This window comes from Kitasatospora sp. NPDC059146, assembly GCF_042786665.1.
Lineage (GTDB): Bacteria > Actinomycetota > Actinomycetes > Streptomycetales > Streptomycetaceae > Kitasatospora.
In genome coordinates, this window is record NZ_JBHZCY010000154.1 from 1 (window position 1) to 21,305 (window position 21,305).

14 protein-coding genes and 1 pseudogene are annotated in these 21,305 nt (G+C 72.6%); 12 read left to right on the forward strand and 3 right to left on the reverse strand.

Annotated features, from left to right (window positions below; all coding sequences use genetic code 11):
• Positions 1 to 33 precede the first annotated feature (33 nt).
• Positions 34 to 2,460 carry a transglycosylase domain-containing protein gene (locus ACFXPX_RS38595; RefSeq protein ID WP_380644710.1) on the reverse strand — a complete coding sequence of 809 codons (2,427 nt, stop codon included), beginning with the start codon at positions 2,458 to 2,460 and terminating at the stop codon, positions 34 to 36.
• Positions 2,461 to 2,975: 515 nt separating this feature from the next.
• Between ACFXPX_RS38595 and ACFXPX_RS38600 the strand changes: the two genes are divergently transcribed.
• From ACFXPX_RS38600 to ACFXPX_RS38620, 5 genes are all read left to right on the forward strand, one after another.
• Positions 2,976 to 3,680: a PadR family transcriptional regulator gene (locus tag ACFXPX_RS38600; RefSeq protein WP_380587518.1), complete on the forward strand. Its 705-nt coding sequence runs from the start codon at positions 2,976 to 2,978 to the stop codon at positions 3,678 to 3,680.
• A 127-nt stretch (positions 3,681 to 3,807) separates the two neighbouring features.
• Positions 3,808 to 4,890: an inositol-3-phosphate synthase gene (locus ACFXPX_RS38605; RefSeq protein WP_375882892.1), complete on the forward strand. Its 1,083-nt coding sequence runs from the start codon at positions 3,808 to 3,810 to the stop codon at positions 4,888 to 4,890.
• 155 nt (positions 4,891 to 5,045) lie between these two features.
• Positions 5,046 to 6,380: an MFS transporter gene (locus ACFXPX_RS38610; RefSeq protein WP_380525498.1), complete on the forward strand. Its 1,335-nt coding sequence runs from the start codon at positions 5,046 to 5,048 to the stop codon at positions 6,378 to 6,380.
• A 135-nt stretch (positions 6,381 to 6,515) separates the two neighbouring features.
• Positions 6,516 to 7,148, forward strand: coding sequence for a hypothetical protein (locus ACFXPX_RS38615; protein WP_380644711.1), 633 nt, complete (start codon positions 6,516 to 6,518; stop codon positions 7,146 to 7,148).
• Between the two features lie 34 nt (positions 7,149 to 7,182).
• Positions 7,183 to 8,202, forward strand: coding sequence for a hypothetical protein (locus ACFXPX_RS38620; protein ID WP_380525500.1), 1,020 nt, complete (start codon positions 7,183 to 7,185; stop codon positions 8,200 to 8,202).
• Between the two features lie 76 nt (positions 8,203 to 8,278).
• Here ACFXPX_RS38620 and ACFXPX_RS38625 read toward each other — a convergent pair whose 3' ends face one another.
• Positions 8,279 to 9,688 carry a CCA tRNA nucleotidyltransferase gene (locus ACFXPX_RS38625; protein ID WP_375882935.1) on the reverse strand — a complete coding sequence of 470 codons (1,410 nt, stop codon included), beginning with the start codon at positions 9,686 to 9,688 and terminating at the stop codon, positions 8,279 to 8,281.
• A 394-nt stretch (positions 9,689 to 10,082) separates the two neighbouring features.
• Between ACFXPX_RS38625 and ACFXPX_RS38630 the strand changes: the two genes are divergently transcribed.
• The 7 genes from ACFXPX_RS38630 (at position 10,083) to trxA (ending at position 20,833) form a co-directional block, all read left to right on the forward strand.
• Positions 10,083 to 12,557, forward strand: a complete 2,475-nt coding sequence (locus ACFXPX_RS38630) for a DUF6049 family protein (RefSeq protein ID WP_380644712.1) — start codon at positions 10,083 to 10,085, stop codon at positions 12,555 to 12,557.
• 58 nt (positions 12,558 to 12,615) lie between these two features.
• Entirely contained in the window at positions 12,616 to 15,075 is a 2,460-nt protein-coding gene (gene murJ / locus ACFXPX_RS38635; protein ID WP_380644713.1) for a murein biosynthesis integral membrane protein MurJ, read from the forward strand.
• Between the two features lie 306 nt (positions 15,076 to 15,381).
• A complete protein-coding gene (locus ACFXPX_RS38640; RefSeq protein WP_380644714.1) occupies positions 15,382 to 17,418 on the forward strand; it encodes a protein kinase family protein in 2,037 nt (678 codons plus the stop codon).
• Between the two features lie 46 nt (positions 17,419 to 17,464).
• Positions 17,465 to 18,259, forward strand: a complete 795-nt coding sequence (sigM, locus tag ACFXPX_RS38645) for an RNA polymerase sigma factor SigM (RefSeq protein WP_380525504.1) — start codon at positions 17,465 to 17,467, stop codon at positions 18,257 to 18,259.
• Entirely contained in the window at positions 18,256 to 19,215 is a 960-nt protein-coding gene (locus tag ACFXPX_RS38650; RefSeq protein ID WP_380644715.1) for a hypothetical protein, read from the forward strand. The genes sigM and ACFXPX_RS38650 overlap by 4 nt, the downstream gene beginning before the upstream one ends.
• Positions 19,216 to 19,409: 194 nt before the next feature.
• Complete coding sequence (gene trxB / locus ACFXPX_RS38655; protein WP_375882911.1) at positions 19,410 to 20,372, forward strand: thioredoxin-disulfide reductase; 963 nt, start codon at positions 19,410 to 19,412, stop codon at positions 20,370 to 20,372.
• Positions 20,373 to 20,506: 134 nt separating this feature from the next.
• On the forward strand, positions 20,507 to 20,833 hold the full coding sequence (gene trxA / locus ACFXPX_RS38660; RefSeq protein WP_375882914.1) for a thioredoxin: 327 nt from the start codon (positions 20,507 to 20,509) through the stop codon (positions 20,831 to 20,833).
• Between the two features lie 36 nt (positions 20,834 to 20,869).
• Here trxA and ACFXPX_RS38665 read toward each other — a convergent pair.
• Positions 20,870 to 21,305: pseudogene (locus tag ACFXPX_RS38665) on the reverse strand (sigma-70 family RNA polymerase sigma factor); the annotation flags it as partial.

Here is a 21,305-nt window from a genome sequence, read left to right on the forward strand (position 1 = left end):
CTACCGATGGCGCCCGTTCCGCGATGCCCACTGTCAGCCATGCGGGCAGGGACAGCCACAGCCACAGGGTGGATGCCCAGAGCATGGCGGCGGCGTCGACGGGCAGAAGATGCCGCCCAGGCCGCAGCCGGTGTCCGTCGGCTTCGGCTTGTGGGTCTGGGTCGGCGGCGCGGTCGGCGGGCAGTCGACGGTCGGCACGCAGCCGCTGCCCTGGGTGGGCTGCGGGGGCTGCGGCTGGTTGGGCTGCTGGGTCGGCTGCTGGGTCTCCACCGTGGTCGGCGGGGTGGTGGTCGGGGTCTGGGAGGGCGTCATGGTGGCCGTGGACGGCGCGCCGGAGGAGTCCACCTCGGTGCCGACCGGCTGCGGGGTCGGGAAGTCCACCTTCTTCTCGTTGGCCAGGGCGGCCTTCATGTACCGGGTGAAGATGTCGGTGGGGATGTCACCACCGTGGATGGACTCCTTGCCGCCGGTGCCGTTGAGGGACTCCCGGTCGTGCTTGTTCGGGTCCTCGCGCCACATCGCGACGCTGGTCACCAGCTGCGGGGTGTAGCCGACCCACCAGGCCGACTTGTTCTGGTCGGTGGTACCGGTCTTGCCGGCCACCGGGCGGCCCAGGGTGTTGGTCTTGGTACCGGTACCGTTCTTGGCCACGTTCACCAGCACGTCGGTGACGTTGTCCGCGACGGCCGGCTCCAGCGCGACCTTGGCGTCCTTCTTGCCGAAGCCCGGGCGCTCCTTGCCGTCCACCTCGACCTTGGTGACCGAGTAGGGCTCGGCCTCCTTGCCGCTGGCGGCCAGGGTGCCGTAGCCGGTGGCCATCCGGATCGGGCTGATGGTCGAGGTGCCGAGCGGGAAGGTCGCGGTCTTCGGGTCGGCCAGGCTCTCCCGCTTGATGCCCATCTGCACGGCCATGTCGGCCACGGCGGGGCCGCCGACGTCCTGGTTGAGCTGGACGAAGGGCACGTTGTACGAGAACTGCATGGCCTGCCGCAGCGAGACGTAGCCGCGCTTGCCGGCGTCCTCGTTCTTCTGCCGGTAGGGCTTGCCGTCGTCGCCGATCACCAGCGAGCCGTCGGGCTTGCGGATCTCGGACATGTCGTCGGCCAGGTAGCGGCTGTCCGCGTTGATCCGCTTCGGCTTGCCGTCGGTGTCCTTCGCGGTCTGCACACCGGTCTGCATCGCGGTGGCCAGGACGAAGGGCTTGAAGGTCGAGCCGACCTGGACACCGCCGGCGTTGGCGTTGTTGTCGAAGTGGCCGTTCTCCACGCCGTCGCCGCCGTAGATGGCGACCATCGCGCCGTCCCCGGGCTTGATGCTGGCGGCGCCGAACTGGACGAAGGTGTCGTTGTTGGGCCGCTTCTGCGGGTCGAGGTTCTCGCCCTTGACGTCGTCGACGGCCTTCTTGAGGGCGTCGACCTTGTCCTTCTCGAAGGTGGTGTAGATCTTCAGGCCACCCTTGTCGAGCATCTGCTGGGTGATCGACTTGTCGGTGGTCGTCACGTACTGGTTGGCGGTGTCGACCAGGTAGCTGATCTCACCGTTCATGTTGGAGCTGGCCTTCAACGCGATCGGCTCGGGGAAGGTGGTGCACTTCGCCCGCTCCTCCGGAGTGGCGTTGTGGGTGGTCACCATCCGGTCCAGGATCCACTTCCAGCGCTCCACCGCGCGGTCGTGGTTGGCCGGCTTGGAGGGGTCGTAGTAGTTGGCACCCTTCAACAGCCCGGCCAGCATGGCACTCTGGCAGAGGTTCAGGTCCTTGGCGTTGACCCCGTAGTACGCCTGCGCCGCGGCCTGGGCGCCGTTGGCGTTGCGGCCGAACCAGCTGGTGTTGAGGTACCCCTTGAGGATGTCCTCCTTGCTGGTCTGCTGGTTGAGCTTGAGCGTGATGAAGAATTCCCTCAGCTTGCGGCTGATGGTCTGTTCCTGGCTCAGGTAGGCGTTCTTGACGTACTGCTGGGTGATCGTCGAGGCGCCCTGGGTCTCGCCGCCCTTCGCCATGTTGTAGACGGCGCGCAGCATGCCCTTGGGGTCGATGCCGCTGTCGGTGCGGAAGGTCTCGTTCTCCGCCGAGATGACGGCGTTCTGCAGGGTGGGGTTGATGTCGTTGAGCTCGACGATCTGACGGTTGGTCTCGCCCTTGCGGGTCATCTCCGAACCGTCGGCCCAGTAGTAGATGGTGTTCTGGTCCTTCACCAGGTCCTTGAGCTGGGGCACCGTCGTGGTCTGGTACAGGTAGAACACGACGCCCACGCAGGCGGCGAAGCACACCAGGAAGACGCTGGAGACCAGCTTCCAGGACGGCAGCCAGCGCCGGAAGCCGGTCTTGCCGAACCGCGGGTAGTCGATGAAGCGCTTCTTGCCGGGGCCGGCCGCAGCGGCGGCGGAGGCGGCGGCGGCACCGCGCCGGCCACCGCCCTTCCCCTTCTTCTGGGAGGCCTTGCGCATCTCGGCGCGGCCCATCCGGGGTTGCTGAGCAGTCTCCCGGACACCGGGCGGACGCCGACGGCCGACGCCTTCCGAGCCCAGTTCGTCGGGGCCGGGGCCGCCCCGACGGCCGCCGCCTCCCGGCGGCTGCTGCCCGTCACCGCCCGAATTGGGCGTCCTTCGCCGTCGCTCGCTCATGTTTCCAGCCGCTCCTCGCCAGGCCCGGTCGGCCTGAAGGCAGGGTTCCTGTCCGATGCCCGGACCGCCCTAACCCCGGAGGTTGGTCCTCGTGCACACGCGACAGCGTACGCAGCGGGAAAACCTTCCTAATCGGGCATCAGGTGCCAATGCCCGCAAAACGGCAGCAGATCATTACACGGCCGTTGCCAACCCCACCCGCGCGTCGGCTTGTGATCACATTCACGCGTGCCCCCCTTGCTCGTTCCGGGGGTCGGGTTTACTGTTCTCGATATATCGAGCCGATACATCGAAGCGGTATACCGCCGAGGGAACGGCCGGAGCGAGGGTCGAGAGGGAGGAGGACGACGGCAGTGGGCAGGCGCTCAGGAGTGCTGGAGTTCGCCGTTCTCGGGCTGCTCCACGACGCCCCGATGCACGGCTACGAACTGCGCAAACGGCTCAACATCCTGCTCGGGGCACTGCGGGCGCTCTCCTACGGAACGCTCTACCCGTGCTTGAAGAGCCTGGTCGCCCAGGGCTTCCTGGTCGAGGACAACCCGGACGTCGAGTACGTCCCGGCCACCGCGCTCAACGGCAAGCGGTCGAAGATCGTCTACCGGCTCTCCCCCGAGGGCAAGCAGCGCTTCGAGGAGCTGCTCGCCGACTCCGGCCCGGAGGCCTGGGAGGACGAGCGCTTCGGCGTCCACTTCGCCTTCTTCGGTCAGACCGACCGGGCCGTCCGGATGCGCGTCCTGGAGGGCCGCCGCAGCCGGCTGGAGGAGCGCCTGGAGCGGATGCGCAACTCGCTGGCCCGCGCCCGCGAACGGTTCGACGACTACACCGTCGAACTCCAGCGGCACGGCCTGGAGTCGGTGGAACGCGAGGTCCGGTGGCTCAACGAGCTGATCGAGACCGAGCGGGCCAACCGCACCGGCCGGACCGGGCCCGCCACCGGGACCGCCGGAACCACCGCCGTACCCCACACGACTTCGGACGGCCGTGGCCAGGAGACCGGGTCCTCCGACCCGTCCGGGCCACCGTACGACCGCCCGGGGCGCTCCGCCCAGGAGCGCTGACGCCGCGTCAGCCCTGTGCCGCGCGGCAGGAGTGGGCGCCTCGCGCCCGTACAAGCAGTCATTCGAAGAAGCAGGACGAGTGCCGTCTGTTCCGACGGCCCTCATGAGATCAGAGGGAGCAACCGGAATGGGTTCGGTTCGCGTAGCCATCGTGGGCGTGGGCAACTGCGCCGCGTCGCTGGTGCAGGGTGTCGAGTACTACAAGGACGCCGACCCGGCCGGCAGGGTCCCCGGGCTGATGCACGTCCAGTTCGGTGACTACCACGTCCGTGACGTGGAGTTCGTCGCCGCCTTCGACGTCGACGCCAAGAAGGTCGGCTTCGACCTGGCCGACGCCATCGGCAGCAGCGAGAACAACACCATCAAGATCTGCGACGTCCCGCCGACCGGCGTGACCGTCCAGCGCGGCCACACCCTCGACGGTCTGGGCAAGTACTACCTGGAGACCATCGAGGAGTCGGACGAGGCCCCGGTCGACGTCGTCCAGATCCTCAAGGACCAGCAGGTCGACGTCCTGGTCTGCTACCTGCCCGTCGGCTCCGAGAAGGCCGCCAAGTTCTACGCCCAGTGCGCCATCGACGCCAAGGTCGCCTTCGTGAACGCCCTGCCGGTGTTCATCGCGGGCACCAAGGAGTGGGCGGACAAGTTCACCGAGGCCGGCGTGCCGATCGTCGGTGACGACATCAAGTCCCAGGTCGGCGCGACCATCACGCACCGCGTGATGGCCAAGCTGTTCGAGGACCGCGGTGTCATCCTCGAGCGCACCATGCAGCTGAACGTCGGCGGCAACATGGACTTCAAGAACATGCTCGAGCGCGAGCGCCTGGAGTCCAAGAAGATCTCCAAGACCCAGGCCGTCACCTCGCAGATCCGCGACCGCGAGCTGGGCGCCAAGAACGTCCACATCGGTCCCTCGGACTACGTGGCCTGGCTGGACGACCGCAAGTGGGCCTACGTCCGCCTGGAGGGTCGCGCGTTCGGCGACGTCCCGCTGAACCTGGAGTACAAGCTCGAGGTCTGGGACTCCCCGAACTCGGCCGGTGTCATCATCGACGCCGTCCGCGCCGCGAAGATCGCCAAGGACCGCGGCATCGGCGGCCCGATCCTGTCGGCGTCCTCGTACTTCATGAAGTCCCCGCCGGTCCAGTACTTCGACGACGAGGCCAAGGAGAACGTCGAGAAGTTCATCCGCGGCGAGGTCGAGCGCTGAGCTCGGCCCGGTTCGCGACCGTAGGACACCGGGCGCCGAGCTGACCGCTCGTAACGCGCCAGAAGGGCTCACGATCATCCGGTCGTGAGCCCTTCACGTGCGCGCAGCGAATGTTTCACGTGAAACGGTGCCCGGTTCCGTGGCACCCTGGGCGGGTGGCGATCACCGAGAACGGCAGCACCCACCAGTCCGCGCACCGCGCCACGCTCCTCGGTCTGCTCCGCGGCCGGGACTTCCGCCGGCTGCTCACCGCCCGGGTGCTCTCCCAGCTCTCGGACGGCGTCTTCCAGGTCTCGCTCGCCGCCTACGTGGTCTTCTCCCCCGAGAAGCAGTCCTCCCCCGCCGACATCGCCTCGGTGCTGGCCGTGATGCTGCTGCCGTTCTCGGTGATCGGCCCGTTCGCCGGGGTGCTGCTGGACCGCTGGCGCCGGCGCCAGGTGCTCTACTTCGGCAACCTGGCCCGCTTCGGGCTGGGCCTGGGCACCGGCGCGCTGCTCCTGGCCGAGGCACCGACCTGGCTGTTCTTCGCCTCGGCCCTGCTGGTCACCGCGCTCAACCGGTTCATCCTGGCCGGACTCTCGGCCGCGCTGCCCCGGGTGGTCGAGCAGGACCGGCTGGTCACCGCCAACGCCCTCTCCCCCACCCTCGGGACCGTCGCCGCCGCCCTGGGCGGGGGCGTCGGCTTCCTGCTGCACCAGCTGATGGCCCCCGGGCCGAAGGCGGACGCCGCACTGGTCACCGTCGCCTCGCTGCTCTACCTCTCGGCCGCGCTGGCCGCCCGCCGGATGGACCGCGACCTGCTCGGCCCGGACCAGCACGGCGAGCGCCCCGCGCTCGGCCAGGCACTCGTGGGGGCCGCCGTCGGGCTCGGCTCCGCCGTCCGCCACCTGGTGCGGGACTGCCGCCCGGCCGTGCACGCGCTGGCCGCCGTCACGGCGGCCCGGTTCTGCTACGGCGTGCTGATCGTGGTCGTGGTGATGCTCGCCCGCTACACCTTCAACGCCCCGACCGACAGCGCGGCCGGGCTGGCCACCCTCGGCCAGGCGGTCGGGCTGTCGGCCGCCGGGTTCTTCGTCGCCGCGGTGGTCAGCCCCTGGTGCACCCGTCGGCTCGGCCTGGCCGGCTGGATGACGGTCTGCCTGCTCGCCCCGGTGGTCTTCGTCCCCGCGCTGGGCCTGTTCTTCGCCCCGGTGCCCACCCTGGCCGCCGCGCTGCTGCTCGGGGTGGTCACCCAGGGCACCAAGATCTGCGCCGACACCGTGGTGCAGGAGTCGGTCGAGGACGAGTTCCGCGGCCGGGTGTTCGCCGTCTACGACGTGCTGTTCAACGTCGCCTTCGTGGCCGCCGCCCTGGTGACGGCCCTGGTGCTGCCGCTGTCCGGCCGCTCGGTCACGGTGGTGGCCGGGGTGGCCGTGGTGTACGGGCTGACCGCGGTGTTCTACCTGCGGGCCGCCCGGCGGTCCGGCCCCCTGCCCGGCGAGGCCCACTGACACCGCGCGGTACCGGAATCGCAACCGGTTCGTCCCGGACTCCGGTTGCGGCCACCGGACCGATTGCGTCCGACCCGGTCGCTAAGGTACGTAAACCTGTCGGAAGGACAGCACTCTGTCTCGGGGGACGAACTGATGAGCACACCGACCGGACCGTACGGGCCGCCGCCACCCGCGGCACCGGGCTTCGGTCCGCCCCCACCCGGCTACGCCCAGGCGCCGTACGGCGGGCCACCCGCCCAGCAGCCGTACGCCCCGGGCCCGTACGGCGGCCCGCCGCCGAGCCCCCAACCCCCGTACGGCCAACCCCCGTACCCCCAGCCGCCCCACGGGCAGGCGCCGTACGGGCCGCAGCCGCCCGCCGGGCCGTACGGCTACCCGCAGCCCGGTGCGGCCGCCGCGGCGCCGCCCGCCAAGCGCGGTGCCCGCGCCAAGCTGCGGATCGCCGGGGCGGTCGGCGGCTGCGTGGTGCTCGCGGGCGCGTACTTCTTCAGCAGCCCGAACGTCAGCAGCGCCAAGCCCGGGGACTGCGTCCGGGTGAGCGGCTCCCGTGACGTCGGGATCGTCAAGTGCACTGATTCCCAGGCGAATTACAAGGTGCTGTCGAAGTTCACCGGCACCACCGACGTGACCCGCTGCCGGCAGACCCCGCAGACCACCAGCGCCGTCTCGGGCAAGAGCGGCCGCCGCTGGAACAAGACGCGGTACGTGCTCTGCCTCGGCCCCCTGACCCCCACCACCGGCTACCCGCCGGTGAAGAAGTCCTGACCCTTCCACCACGTCCTTGTTCCGGGGGGATCCCTTGTCCGCTCCGCCTCCGCCCCAGATGCCCTACGGCCCGCCACCCGGTGACGGCAACCCGTACGCCGGCGGCCCGTACGGCGCCCCGCCACCGCCGCCCCCGCCGGGGTACGGCTACCCGAGCGCCCCGCCCCCGCCGGAGCAGCCGTACGGCGCCCAGCCGCCCGGCTACGGCTACGGCTACCCGCCGCCGGCCCCGATGGACGGGGAGCACTGCCGCTTCTGCGGCGGCTTCCCGGCCGTGCGCGCCACCGTCCGCGGCCACCAGGGCCTGCTGATCGCGTTCCGGATGCTGCGGATGCACGGCCCGTTCTGCCGCACCTGCGGCACGGCCACCGTGCGCGACATGTCCGCCAGGACGCTGGTCCAGGGCTGGTGGAGCTGGATCTCGCCGATCCTGACCGTGATCACCCTGCTGATGAACCTCGGCGCCCACAACCGGATCAAGCGGCTGCCGCCGCCCATGCCGGGCACCCACGGCCCGCAGCTGGACCCGGGCGCCCCGCTGGGCAGCCGTCCGCACGTCGCCATGCTGCTGGTGCCGGTCTCCCTGCTGGTCACCGGGGTCCTGCTGGCCACCGGCGTGATCGGGCCGAAGCAGGACTCCGGCCCCGTCGCGGGGCCGACGACGACCAGCACGGTCACCTTCTCGCCGTCGCCGCGTCCCACCTTCAGCTACACCCCGCCGCCGCCGCTCCCGGTGCCCAGCTTCTCCCTGCCGAGCATCACCCTGCCGCCGCCCGCGACCCCGGCGGCCAAGGACGACGTCGACAGCGCGGGCATCGGCGACTGCCTGCGCAACGAGAACTCCAGCAACGCGACCGCGGACGACCACCCGAAGATCACCGTGCTGCCCTGCACCGACCCCAAGGCCCAGTACAAGGTGGTCTACAAGTACTTCGCCACCTCGGACGAGAAGGCCTGCGAGAAGCAGCCGAAGTCGGACAGCACCTACACCCGCACCTACACCAAGCTCCCCGCGCTGAACTACGTGCTCTGCCTCAAGCACATCAACGGCTGACCGGACGCGAACGCGGCGGTCACCGTCCCCTCCGGGACGGTGGCCGCCGCGCGGTGCGTCCGGGGCGTCGCCCGGGTCAGCCCTGCTGCTGCTCGGCCCACCAGGCCCGCAGCGCCGCGACCGCCTCGTCGGGCTCCATCGGGCCGTGCTCCAGCCGCAGTTCGAGCATGTGCTTGTACGCCTTGCCGACCAGCGGGCCGGGCCGCAGCCCGAGCAGCTCCATGATCTGGTTGCCGTCCAGGGCGGGGCGGACGGCGTCCAGCTCCTCCCGGGCCTGCAGTTCGGAGATCCGCTCCTCCAGGCCGTCGTAGGTGCGCGAGAGCGCGGCCGCCTTCTTCTTGTTGCGGGTGGTGCAGTCGGAGCGGGTCAGCTTGTGCAGGCGCTCCAGCAGCGGCCCGGCGTCGGTGACGTAGCGGCGCACCGCGGAGTCGGTCCACTCGCCGCCGCCGTAGCCGTGGAAGCGCAGGTGCAGCTCGACCAGGCGCGAGACGTCCTCGGTCAGCTCCTTGGAGTACTTGAGCTCCCGCATCCGCTTGCGGGTCATCTTGGCGCCGACCACCTCGTGGTGGTGGAAGGAGACCCGGCCGTCCGACTCGAAGCGGCGGGTGCGCGGCTTGCCGATGTCGTGCAGCAGCGCGGCCAGCCGCAGGCTGAGGTCCGGGCCGTCCTGCTCCAGGTCGATGGCCTGCTCCAGGACGGTCAGCGAGTGCTCGTAGACGTCCTTGTGCCGGTGGTGCTCGTCGCTCTCCAGCTGCAGCGCGGGCAGCTCCGGCAGCACGTGCCCGGCCAGGCCGGTGTCGACCAGCAGCCGCAGGCCCTTCACCGGGTGCGCGGCGAGCAGCAGCTTGTTCAGCTCGGCCTGCACCCGCTCCGCCGAGACGATGGTGATCCGCTCGGCCATCGCGGTCATCGCGGCGACCACCTCGGGCGCCGGGTCGAAGTCCAGCTGGGCCGCGAAGCGGGCGGCCCGCATCATCCGCAGCGGATCGTCGGAGAAGGACTCCTCGGGGGTGGCGGGGGTGCGCAGCACCCGGGCCTCCAGGTCCTCCAGGCCGTGGTGCGGGTCGACGAAGCCGCGGCCGGGCAGGTCGACGGCCATCGCGTTGACCGTGAAGTCGCGGCGGACCAGGTCCTGCTCGATGGTGTCGCCGTAGGTCACCTCGGGCTTGCGCGAGGTGCGGTCGTACGCCTCGGAACGGTAGGTGGTGATCTCGATCAGGAAGGACCCCTCGGGGGTGTCCTTGCGGGCGCCGACGGTGCCGAAGGCGATCCCGACGTCCCAGACCGCGTCCGCCCAGCCCTTGACCAGCTTGAGCACCTGCTGCGGCCGGGCGTCGGTGGTGAAGTCCAGGTCGTTGCCGAGCCGGCCGAGCAGCGCGTCCCGCACCGATCCGCCGACCAGGGCCAGCCGGTGCCCGGCCGCGTGGAAGCGGCGGGCGATCTCGTCGGCGACCGGCGACACCCGCAGCAGCTCTTGCAGCCCCATCGTCTGGGCCTCGCTCAGGCCTGGGACGACCTGGACGGCGGTGCTGGAACGGTCGGTGCGCGCGGTGGGCTCATTGGCAGTGGACACGGCTCACAAGGGTACGTGCCCCGGAAGGTCAACCGCCCGCGCGTTTTGGGCGTCTCACCCCAGAGCCCGCAACACTGCACGCCAGGCTGGATCGTTACCATGCCGGTGGACGGAGCGCGGACACCGGAACCGGGGATGCGGTGTCGCGTGCCGCCGTGCCGACGGATCCCTCCGCGGCAGCAGGGTGGCGTACGTCGTCGAGCGAAGAACGTCGAGCGAGGAACGTCGAGCGGGGAACGTCGGGCGACCGCGCCGGACGGACAGCATCAGCAGCGAGCGAGCGAACAGAACGGCGAGGGCGAAACGAGTGAGTGAGCCGGCACGGCACTCGGGCCTGGGGGCACACCGACGACCTGGGCGGGCCGCGGGCCCGACCGAACCCCGCACCGGGGAACGGCGCACCGGCGGCCGCGCGCGCCGCTTCGCCGCCGCCTGCGGTGCGCTCCTGGCACTGGTCGCGGCCGCCCCCGCCGCGGCCCTGCCGACCGGCGGCAACGTCCGCCCGACCGTCGACTCGACGGCCACCGCGGAGTACCCGGTGGTGCTGACCATCGAGACGGTCACCCCGCAGCTGGCCGTCCAGAACGGCACCGTGTCCATCACCGGTCACGTCACCAACTCCGGCAAGTCCGCCCTCAAGGGCGCCCACGCCGCGGTCCGGAAGCCGGTCTCCAGCAAGCCCCTGCAGCGGCGCAGCGAGCTCCAGGGCGTGGCCGCGCGGACCGGCCCGCGGGGCGACGACGGGACGGAGCTGGACAGCCCGCAGTACGCCCTGCCGGAGCTCAACCCGGGCCAGAGCCTGCCGTACACCCTGAGCGTCGCGGTGAGCGACCTCGGCTTCTCCGAGAGCGGCGTCTACGAGCTCGCGGTGGACGCCTGGGGCTCGACCGCCGACAACCCGCGCGACCGGGCCCTGGGCATCGCCCGGACCTTCCTGCCCTACTCCCAGGGCAGCAGCGAGGCCCAGCCGACCAAGGTCGCCACGCTCTGGCCGCTGGTGCACGCGCCGGTGCTGGCCGCGCAGACCTACGCCGAGGGCGACCAGAACCTCTCCGTGCTGCGCGACGACAGCCTGGCCGCCGACTTCGCGCCGGGCGGCCGGCTGTACGAGCTGGTCGACACCGGCGCCAAGCTGAACGGGCTGACCTGGGTGGTCGACCCGGACCTGCTGGACGCCGCGTTCGCGATGACCAAGCCGTACCGGGTGCAGAAGCCGGGCACCGAGGGCTCGGGCAAGTCCGCCAAGGACGAGAACACCGTCGGCCGCCCCGCCTCGGCCGCCGCCGACGCCTGGCTGAACAAGCTGCGGACGGCCGTCGCCAAGTCGGGCAGCCAGGTCGTCTCGCTGCCGTACGCCGACCCGGACCTCGCCTCGATCGCGCACAACGGCGCCGACCTCAGCGGCATGGGCACCGCCCTGAGCAAGGCCGCCACCGCCGGCCGGCTGACCGTCGAGGGCCGGCTCGCGGTGGACACCCGCTCCGACGTGGCCTGGCCGTACCAGGGCTACCTCGACCAGCAGATCGCCGGCATCGCCCGGCAGGCGGGCAGCAACCTGGTCCTGGTCAACGGCGCGAGCATGCCCGACCCGGACTCGGTCAACTACACCCCGACCGCGGTGCGCCCGATCGGCAACGGGCAGAACGCGGTGGTCGCCGACGACACGGTCTCCGGGCCCTTCCAGAAGGACCTGAGCACCCCGAAGGACCAGACCGACGCGACCCAGCGCTTCCTCGCCGAGACGTACGCGATCACCCACGAGCAGCCGCAGAACCAGCGCGGCCTGCTGGTGATGCCGCCGCGCGAGCTGACCGTCAACACCGCCAAGGCACTGGCGACCGCCCTGCAGACGGCCGGGGACAAGTGGCTGGCCCCGGTGAAGCTGGACGTGCTGGCCCAGGCCGCGCCGGACCCGAAGGCCAACACCGGCGTCCCCTCGCCGGCCGACTACCCGACCCAGGCCCGCGCCTCCGAGCTGCCGGCCTCCGCCCTGAGCGGCACCGACGAGATCCAGCAGAAGCTGGACACCCTGATGCGCGTGCTCACCCTGCCGCAGCGGGTGCGCGGCCCGTTCAGCGCCGCGATGGTCCGCTCGCTGTCCACCGAGTGGCGCGCCCAGGCGCCGGCCGGCGACGCCTACCGCACCGGCGTCACCAACTACCTGAACGAGCTCACCACCGCCGTCCAGGTCCCGAAGAAGAACGTCGTCACCCTGGCCGGGAACACCGGCCAGCTCCAGGTCAGCGTGCGCAACGACCTCACCCAGACGGTCACCAACCTGCAGCTGCGGCTCACCTCGATCCAGCCGAACAGGCTGCGGGTCGGCCTGCCGGAGCAGCTCGTCCTCCCCGCCTCGCAGAGCGTCACCCTGCGCTTCAACGCCGAGGCCCGCAGCAACGGCCCGGTCACCATGGTCGCCCAGCTGTGGACCACCGGTCCCGACTCCCGGCCCTACGGCCAGGCCCAGACCTTCACCGTCGAGGTCACCTCGGTGACCAACGGGGTGCTGTACGTCTTCGCCGGCGCCGCCGTGCTGCTGGTGCTCGCCGCGCTGCGCTTCATGCGCCAGCGCAAGCGGCGCGGCGGGCAGCCGCACGAGGACGGCGACCAGCCGGTCGGGGACGACCCGGCGGACGGCGACCCGGCGGGCACCGCCGAAGCTGAGCCCGCCGAGCCGACCGACCCGGACGGCGCCGCGGACGGGGGGCCCGCACAGACACCGCGCGCCAGCAGCCCGGATGGCCGGGATCGGACCGCCAGTGATGAGAAGGTTGGTCCTTGACACCGCCGACCCCCCGCAACCCCGGGCCGGTCTCCCCCCACAACAGCGAAGAGGTGACATGACCGGGCGCAGCGAGGAGCGGCCGCCGGGCCGCGGTGAGAGCCGGCCGGGCGCCGAGTCGCCGTCCGGCGACTGGTACGTGGCCGACACCTACGCCCAGGACCCGTACGCCGCGCAGGCGTACGGGACGGCGCAGGACGGTCAGGACCCGTACGGCCTCCAGGCCGGACGGCCCGCCGCGGCGCCGCCGCCGGTCACCGCGTACGACGTGCCGCCGCAACTGCCGCCGCAGGGCGGCGGCTACCCGACGCCGGTGCCGACGACACCGTTCTCGCCCCCGGTCCCCCCCGTGCAGCCCGGCTGGGACACCCCGATGCAGGCCGACTGGCCGCAGCAGGCCTCCCCGGCGGCACCGGTCTCCACCCCGGCCCCCGGAGCGTGGAGCCAGCCGCAGCCGCAGTGGGAGCCGGGCCCGGCGCACTCCGCCTGGGACACCGAGACCACCGAGTACGTCGGGGTGGACGCGCTCTTCGGCAGCGGCCGGGCCGATGCCGCGGCCCAGCCGCCGGTCCCCCAGCCCGCCCCGGCCCCGCAGGCCGCCCCCGTGCCCCCGGCCTCGGCGGTGCCGCCGGGCGCGCCCGCGCCGTACCCGCCGATGGGCGGCTACCCGGGGCAGCCGCAGCACGGCGGCCACGACGGGCAGCGGCCGTTCGTCCCGCCGATCGAGTTCGACCCGCCGCTCTCCGAGGAGGAGGCCACCATGCAGGTGGCCGCCGTGGCGGTGCCCCCGGCGGTCGAGCCGCTGGCGGACCTCGCCGAGGAGCAGGCCGCCCGGCCCGCGGCCGAGCCCGCCCCGGCCTCCGACGGCGGTGGCGGCAAGGTCGCCGGCCTGCTGAGCTCCAGCGCGATCATGGCGGCCGGCACCCTGGTCTCCCGCGGCACCGGCTTCCTGCGGACGATGGTGATCGCCGGCGCGATCGGCATCGCGGTCATGGGTGACTCGTACAACGCGGCGAACACCCTGCCGACCCTGCTGTACATCCTGATCGGCGGCGGCGCGCTGAACGCGGTCTTCGTGCCGCAGCTGGTGCGCAGCATGAAGAACGACGAGGACGGCGGGACGGCCTACGCCAACCGGCTGCTCACCCTGGTGATGGTCGGACTCGGCGGCGTGGTCTTCCTGGCCGTGCTCGGGGCGCCCCTGCTGGTCCAGCTGATCGCCCATCCGATGATGACCAACCCGGCCCGTGCCGAGACCACGGTCGCCCTGGCCCGCTACTGCCTGCCGACCATCTTCTTCATGGGCGTCCACGTGGTGATGGGCCAGATCCTCAACGCCCGGGGCCGGTTCGGCGCGATGATGTGGACCCCGGTCCTCAACAACATCGTGGTGATCTTCACCTTCGGCGCCTACATCTGGGTCTACGGCGGCTTCAACGGCACCCAGATCACCCCGGAGAACATCACCCCGGAGGGCGTCCGACTGCTCGGCCTGGGCACCCTGCTCGGCCTGGTGGTCCAGTCGCTGGCGATGATCCCGTACCTGCGGGCGGCCGACTTCCGCTTCCGGCCGCGGTTCGACTGGCGCGGCCACGGCCTGGGCAAGGCCGCCCGGCTGGCCAAGTGGACCTTCTTCTTCGTGCTCGCCAACCAGGCCGGCTACCTGGTCATCACCCAGCTGGCGACCGCCGCCGGCAGCGCCGCCGAACAGGGCGGGCACGGCGGTGTCGGCCTCTCGGCCTTCTCCAACGCCCTGCTGATCTGGCAGCTCCCGCAGGCCGTCATCACCGTCTCGATCATGAGCGCGGTGCTCCCCCGGCTCTCCCGCGCGGCCGCCGACGAGGACGCCGGCGCCGTCCGGGACGACCTGTCGTACGGGCTGCGCACCACGGCGGTGGCGGTCGTCCCGGCGGCCTTCCTGTTCCTGGCACTCGGCCCGGCGATCGGCCGCTCGATCTACGCGGTCGGCGGCGGCGGGACGGCCCTGGACAACGCGACCAACGTCGGTCTGATGCTCTCGGCCTTCGCCCTCGGTCTGATCCCGTACTCCGCCCAGTACGTGATGCTGCGCGGCTTCTACGCCTACGAGGACACCCGGACGCCGTTCTCCAACACCGTCTGGGTGGCGGTCTGCCAGGCCGGCTTCTCGCTGGTCTGCTGGGTCGCGCTGCCCGCGCAGTGGACGGTGACCGGCATGGCCCTCGGCTACGGCCTCGCCTACGCCGTCGGAGTGATGGTCGCGGTGCCCAAGCTCAAGAAGAAGATCGGCGGGCTGGACACCAAGCGGATCGGCAAGACCTACAGCCGGCTGGCCACCGCCTGCGTCCCGGCCGCGGTGGTCGGCCTCGGCGTCAGCCTGGCGGTCCAGCAGGTGCTCGGCGGCTGGCCGGGCAGCGTGCTGTCGGTCCTGCTGGGCGGCGGCCTCCAGCTGCTGGTGTTCGTGTTCATCGCGAAGCGCCTGCGGATCGAGGAGATGAACGCCATGCTGGGCATGGTCCGCGGCCGACTGGGCCGCTGAGTCCGAGCACAACCGGCCGGACGAGCGGGCGCCCTGACCGGGCGTCGACCAGGGCTGACACCGCCCCCGCCCGTCCGGCCGCAGCACGGGCCGCTCTCCATGACCGGACACGCCCGGGCCGCCACGTGGCGGCCCGGTGTCGGATCTGCACCACATCTCTCCACCGGTATGCAACCGAGCGGACCCTTCAGCGGTCGTACCCGGTGGTGAAGAGTGGGCACAATTGTCCTGGAGCACAGGGCGGCCAATCCGCGGGCTCCAGCGACTCTCTCAGGCCGGGGCGACACAAGGGGAGGCAGGACCACGGTGGCTGATGGCACCAAGGCGGTCGTCGACACGTCAACAGCTGACGCGGCGGCGGACGAGGCCGCGCTGGCTGCGGCGATCGACGAGCTCGGGAGCGGGAACTCCGCCCCGGCGGGCTCCGCCGACGCCTCCTCCACGGACGCCCCCGGGAACTCCTCCGCGGACTCCGTGGAGACCCCTGACACGGCCGGCGCCGAGAGCAAGGACGACGGCGAGGACGACAGCAAGGACGGCGACGAGGACGGTCCGGCCCCTGAGGCGCCGGCGGCCGCGGTGAGCGAGGAGACCTCGGAGATCACCGCCCCGCTCTCCGTCCACGAGATCGCCGCCGAACTGGCGGCCGGCCCCCCGCGGAAGAAGCCCGCTCCCGCACCGCAGCCCGCCTCCGACAAGCGCCGTCCGACCGACCCCCAACCCACCCTCGACCCGCGCGACACCGCCACCCTCCCGCGGACCCTGCCCGCGCCGATGCGGCACAGCGGCGACAAGATCGGCCACCGGTACCTGCTGGAAGAGTGCATCTCCCAGACCGAGACCTTCAGCAGCTGGCGCGCCGTCGACGAGAAGCTGCGCCGGGCCGTCGGCGTCCACCTGATGGCCTCCGGCCACCAGCGCGCCCGCAAGGTGCTGGCCGCCGCCAAGTCCGCGGCCCTGCTCGGCGACCCGCGCTTCGTCCAGGTGCTGGACGCCGTGCAGGAGAACGAGCTGGTCTACATCGTGCGGGAGTGGCTGCCGCACGCCTCCGACCTCGCCAAGCTGCTCGCCGACGGCCCGATGGAGCCGCACGAGGCGTACCAGATGGTCCGCCAGGTCGCCGACGCCGTCGCCGCCGCGCACCGCCGCGGCAAGGCGCACCTGCGACTCACCCCGCGCTGCGTGCTGCGCACCGACAGCGGCCAGTACCGGATCAACGGCATCGCGGTGGACGCCGCCCTGCGCGGGCTGCCCGCCGAGGACTCCACCGGGGCCGCCGCCGAGGACGCCCAGCGCACCGACACCCGGGCGATCGGCGCCCTGCTCTTCGCCGCGCTCACCCACCGCTGGCCGTACCCCGAGGACCGCTACGACCTCAAGGGACTGCCCAAGGACCTGCAGAACGCCGCGCCGGACCAGGTCCGCGCGGGCGTCCACAAGGGTCTGTCCGAGCTCGCGGCGCGCGCCCTGTTCGACCACCCGCCGCACCACGCCGAGCCGATCACCACCCCGGAGGAGCTGGTCCGGGCGATCGCCAAGCTGCCCCGGATCCGGCAGCCCGAGCCCGAGCTGCCGGCCTTCCCGACCCCGCCCCGGCACCACGGCCACGCCCTCCCGACCGCGCCCATCCCCACCCGGGTGGCCGACACGACGGTCGCCCCGCTGCCGGCCTCCTCCCGGCCCACCGCCGCCCGGCGCACCAGGCGCCGGCTGCGCCGGGTGGTCAAGGCCACCGCCTGGACGGTCGCCCTGGGCGCGATCGGCGTCGCCTCCTGGCAGTTCGTCGGCAGCCTGCGCAACAGCAACCAGGCCGTCGCCACCCCGCAGACCTCGATCAGCAGCACCGCCGCGAGCGCCCGCCCGACGGCCCACACGCCGGTGCCGATCCAGATCAAGGGCGCGGAGTCGTACAACCCGCTGGGCGACGGTCCCGAAGGCACCGACAGCGTCAAGAACGCCATCGACGGCGACCCGAACACCGCCTGGACCACCGGCTGGTACGTCGACCAGCTCGGCCCCAAGCCGCCCGCCCTCAAGGTGGGCACCGGACTGCTGATCGACCTCGGCTCACCGCAGTCGGTGTCCTCGGTGACCGTCCAGTTCAAGGACGGCGAGCAGGCCGCGGAGGTGCGCGTGCCCAACGCGTCCGCCGCCGCCAACCCGACCGCGGCCAGGCCGGAGAGCTTCTCGGTCGTCGCGGCCAGGAAGGCCGGCCTCAACGTCGACTACGCCCTCGAATCGCCGGTCACCACGCGTTACCTCTTGATCTGGCTGACCTCTCTGAACAAGGATTCCGACGGCAGGTACCGCGGCCACGTCGCCGAGGTAAAGGTCTCCGGCTGACCGCACGGTCCAGACCCGGAACGACCCGCGGCGACAAGGGGTGACAGTGGCGGACGACGACGCGACGCTGCTCGCCCGGCACGTCGCCGGCGACCAGGAGGCCTTCGGCCTGCTGGTGAACCGCCACCGGGACCGCCTCTGGGCGGTCGCCCTGCGCACCCTGGGCGACCGCGAGGAGGCCGCGGACGCCCTCCAGGACGCCCTGGTCTCCGCCTTCCGGGCCGCCGCCGGCTTCCAGGGCCGCTCGGCGGTCACCACCTGGCTGCACCGGATCGTGGTCAACGCCTGTCTGGACCGCGCCCGGCGCAGCGCCACCCGGCGCACCACCCCGCTGGACGAGGACCCGCAGCGGCTGGACCGCCTGGTCGGCTCCGCCGAGCCGGCCGACTCCCCGGTGGTCCGGGCCGAGGTGCAGCGCGAGCTGACCGCCGCGCTCGCCGAGCTGCCCCCCGAGCAGCGGGCCGCGCTGGTCCTGGTCGACATGCAGGGCTACCCGGTCGCCGAGGCCGCCGAGCTGCTGGGCGTCCCGGTCGGCACCGTGAAGAGCCGTTGCGCCCGCGGCCGGGCCCGGCTGCTCCCACTGGTCCGGCACCTGCGCGAGAGCGACGGCGGGGACGGCGGGAACGGCGACACCAACGGCGACAGCAACGGCGGCGGACGGAACGTTTCACGTGAAACACCGGCCGGCCGGCCCCCGGGACGCACCGCCCCCGACCCGTCCGGCACCGCCCCGCCCCCGCCGGACCGGACCAGGGGGAACCCGACGGGCCCCCGCACCGTCACAGGGACAGGCACGAGCACCGGCCGCACGATGCTGGAAGGAGACGCGAGCACCCGATGAACGCCCCCCTCTCCTCCCCCGGACCCGCCGACGCCCACCCCTCGGTCGACGAGCTGGCCGACCTCGCCGAGGGCCTGGTCGAGCCCGCCGGGGCCGCCGAGGCCCTGCAGCGGCACCTGGACGGCTGCGCCGAGTGCCGCGGGACCGTCGAGGCGCTGGCCGCGGTGCAGGCGCTGCTCGGCACCGTCGAGCCCGAACCGATGCCCGCCGACGTCGCCGCCCGGCTGGACGCCGCCCTCGCCGAGGCGGCCCGCGCCGACCGCCCCTCCCCGGCCCGGCCCACCGCAGGCCCCGAGCGGGCCCCCGCCACCGCCCGCCGGACGGAGTTCCCCGCCGTGCCCGTACGGGCCACCGCGGCGCCCTCCGCGCCCCCCTCGCGCCCGGCCTCGGCCCCCGGCCCCGGCCGCCCCCGCCCGCGCCGCCGCCGGTTCGCCCTGCTGCTCGGGGCGGCCGCCGCGCTGGCCGCCGTCGGGCTGGGCGGGGCCCTGCTGCTGCACCAGGACGACTCCGCCACCCGCACCTCCGCCGTCTCCGCGGCCTCGGCGGGCACCGCGGGTTCCCCCGGCGAGCAGAGCGCCCGCACCCCGCACCTGGCGGGCCCCGGCACCGTCTACCGGGAGGACCAGCTCGCCGCCCAGGTGCAGCAGCTGCTGGACCGTTCCGGCTCCCAGCCCGGGCTGCGCGCCACCGGGCCCGCCAAGTCCGGCGCCGCGCCCGCCGACGGCTCGGGGCCGGAGCTCTCCGGCCCCGCCTCACCCGCCGCACCGGTCTCCCCCGCGGCCTGCCGCGCCCCCGCCCCGGGCACCCCGCTGGCCACCGACCGGGGCAGCTACCAGGGCTCCCCGGTGGACGTCCTGGTCTACCCCGCCGCCGGTCGGCCCGGTTTCGTGGACGTCTTCCTGCGCTCCCCCGACTGCGGCCCGGTCGTCCTGCAACGGACCGTCCCCGGCCACTGAACGGCCCTTCCCAGCCACCGGACGGCCGTTCCCATGCGATCGACGACCAGGGCGGCACGCCGCTTCCGGAGTTCGGGCGCCTGGTACTGATCCGCCTGGGAATGCGAGAGACTGGTCAGTCGTTGTCCCGGGCGGCGGAGCAGGACCGCCCTCCCCGCAGCAAACGCGGGTCGCGATGCGAACCAGGAGAAGCAGTGAGCGACGTCCGTAACGTGATCATCATCGGTTCCGGCCCGGCAGGCTACACGGCCGCGCTCTACACGGCCCGCGCCTCCCTCAAGCCGCTGGTCTTCGAGGGAGCCGTCACCGCCGGTGGTGCGCTCATGAACACCACCGAGGTCGAGAACTTCCCGGGCTTCCGGGACGGCATCATGGGCCCCGAGCTGATGGACAACATGCGGGCTCAGGCGGAGCGCTTCGGCGCCGAGCTGATCCCGGACGACATCGTCGCGGTGGACCTCACCGGTGAGATCAAGACCGTCACCGACTCCGAGGGCAACGTCCACCGGGCCCGCGCCGTGATCGTCACCACCGGCTCCCAGCACCGCAAGCTCGGCCTGCCCAACGAGGACAAGCTCTCCGGCCGCGGCGTCTCCTGGTGCGCGACCTGCGACGGCTTCTTCTTCCGCGACCAGGACATCGCGGTGGTCGGCGGCGGCGACACGGCCCTGGAGGAGGCGACCTTCCTCTCCCGCTTCGCCAAGAGCGTCACGATCATCCACCGCCGTGACAGCCTGCGCGCCTCCAAGGCGATGCAGGAGCGCGCCTTCGCCGACCCGAAGATCCGCTTCGAGTGGAACAGCGCGGTCGAGGCCATCCACGGCGACCCGAAGCTGACCGGCGTCACCCTGCGCGACACCGCCACCGGCGAGCTGCGCGAGCTGCCCGTCACCGGCCTGTTCATCGCGATCGGCCACGACCCGCGCACCGACCTCTTCAAGGGCCAGCTGGACCTCGACGGCGAGGGCTACCTCAAGGTCGACGCCCCCTCGACCCGGACCAACGTCGAGGGCGTGTTCGGCGCCGGCGACGTCGTGGACCACACCTACCGCCAGGCCATCACCGCCTCCGGCACCGGCTGCTCCGCCGCGCTGGACGCCGAGCGCTACCTGGCCGCGCTGGACGACGCGGAGAACAAGACCGCCGTCGCGGTCTGACCTCCCCGCCACCGACCGAACCCCGCGGGGGTGTTCCACGTGAAACACCCCCGCCCCGGCCAGGCAGAAACAGAACGGGCCCGCCCGTTGTTCACCTGGCAGCAGCCCCCTCCGTCCTAACCCGAGGAGTCCCCGTGGCCGGCGCCACCACCACCGTCACCGACGCGACCTTCAAGTCCGACGTCCTGGAGAGCGACAAGCCCGTACTGGTCGACTTCTGGGCCACCTGGTGCGGCCCGTGCCGCCAGGTCGCCCCGGTCCTGGAGGACATCGCGGCCGAGAACGGCGACAAGCTGACCATCGCCAAGCTCGACGTGGACGCCAACCAGGTGACCGCCGCCGAGTACAACGTGATCTCGATCCCGACCCTGATCCTCTTCAAGGACGGCCAGCCGGTGAAGCAGATCACCGGTGCCCGTCCGAAGGCCGCGCTGCTGCGCGAGCTGGACGGCCTGTTCTAGGCCTCCCGGTCACTCTCCCGGTCCACCGACCGGACGGCGGCGGGGCGTCCGGCGGCTGGGTGACGACGTAGGCGCCGCCCGCCACGATCGTCGCGCCCGCCGTCACCGCGACGGCCGGCTTGGTGAGCACGCCGAGCAGCTTGGCGGACCAGCCGGCCGAACCGGCGGCCGCCGCGCTCTTGCCGCCGAGGGCGAGCGACAGGGTGAAACCGACGGGCAGCGGGACCAGGGCGATGCCGACCAGGAGGCGTTCGGCCGGGACGACGGCCTCGCGGGTGCCGCCTCAGTAGCCGCAGCCGCGCTGGTGCCGGGCCAGCCGCTTGCGCCACACCGAGTCGGGCCGGCCGTTCCACCGGCCGGTCATCTCCCGCAGGTCGGGGCAGGCGCCGTTCAGGGCGCGGACGATGCCGCGCGAGGTTTCCAGGCGCTCCTTCATCCGCTGGACGCGCACGGCCGCGTGCTGCCGGGTGAT

Bases quoted from the DNA above. Each gene is read 5' to 3' on its own strand.
- ACFXPX_RS38625 (WP_375882935.1), bottom strand. From the start codon at position 9,688: ATGGGGCTGCAAGAGCTGCTGCGGGTGTCGCCGGTCGCCGACGAGATC.
- ACFXPX_RS38615 (WP_380644711.1), top strand. From the start codon at position 6,516: ATGAGCACACCGACCGGACCGTACGGGCCGCCGCCACCCGCGGCACCG.
- murJ (WP_380644713.1), top strand. From the start codon at position 12,616: ATGACCGGGCGCAGCGAGGAGCGGCCGCCGGGCCGCGGTGAGAGCCGG.
- ACFXPX_RS38595 (WP_380644710.1), bottom strand. From the start codon at position 2,460: ATGGGCCGCGCCGAGATGCGCAAGGCCTCCCAGAAGAAGGGGAAGGGC.
- ACFXPX_RS38605 (WP_375882892.1), top strand. From the start codon at position 3,808: ATGGGTTCGGTTCGCGTAGCCATCGTGGGCGTGGGCAACTGCGCCGCG.
- ACFXPX_RS38650 (WP_380644715.1), top strand. From the start codon at position 18,256: ATGAACGCCCCCCTCTCCTCCCCCGGACCCGCCGACGCCCACCCCTCG.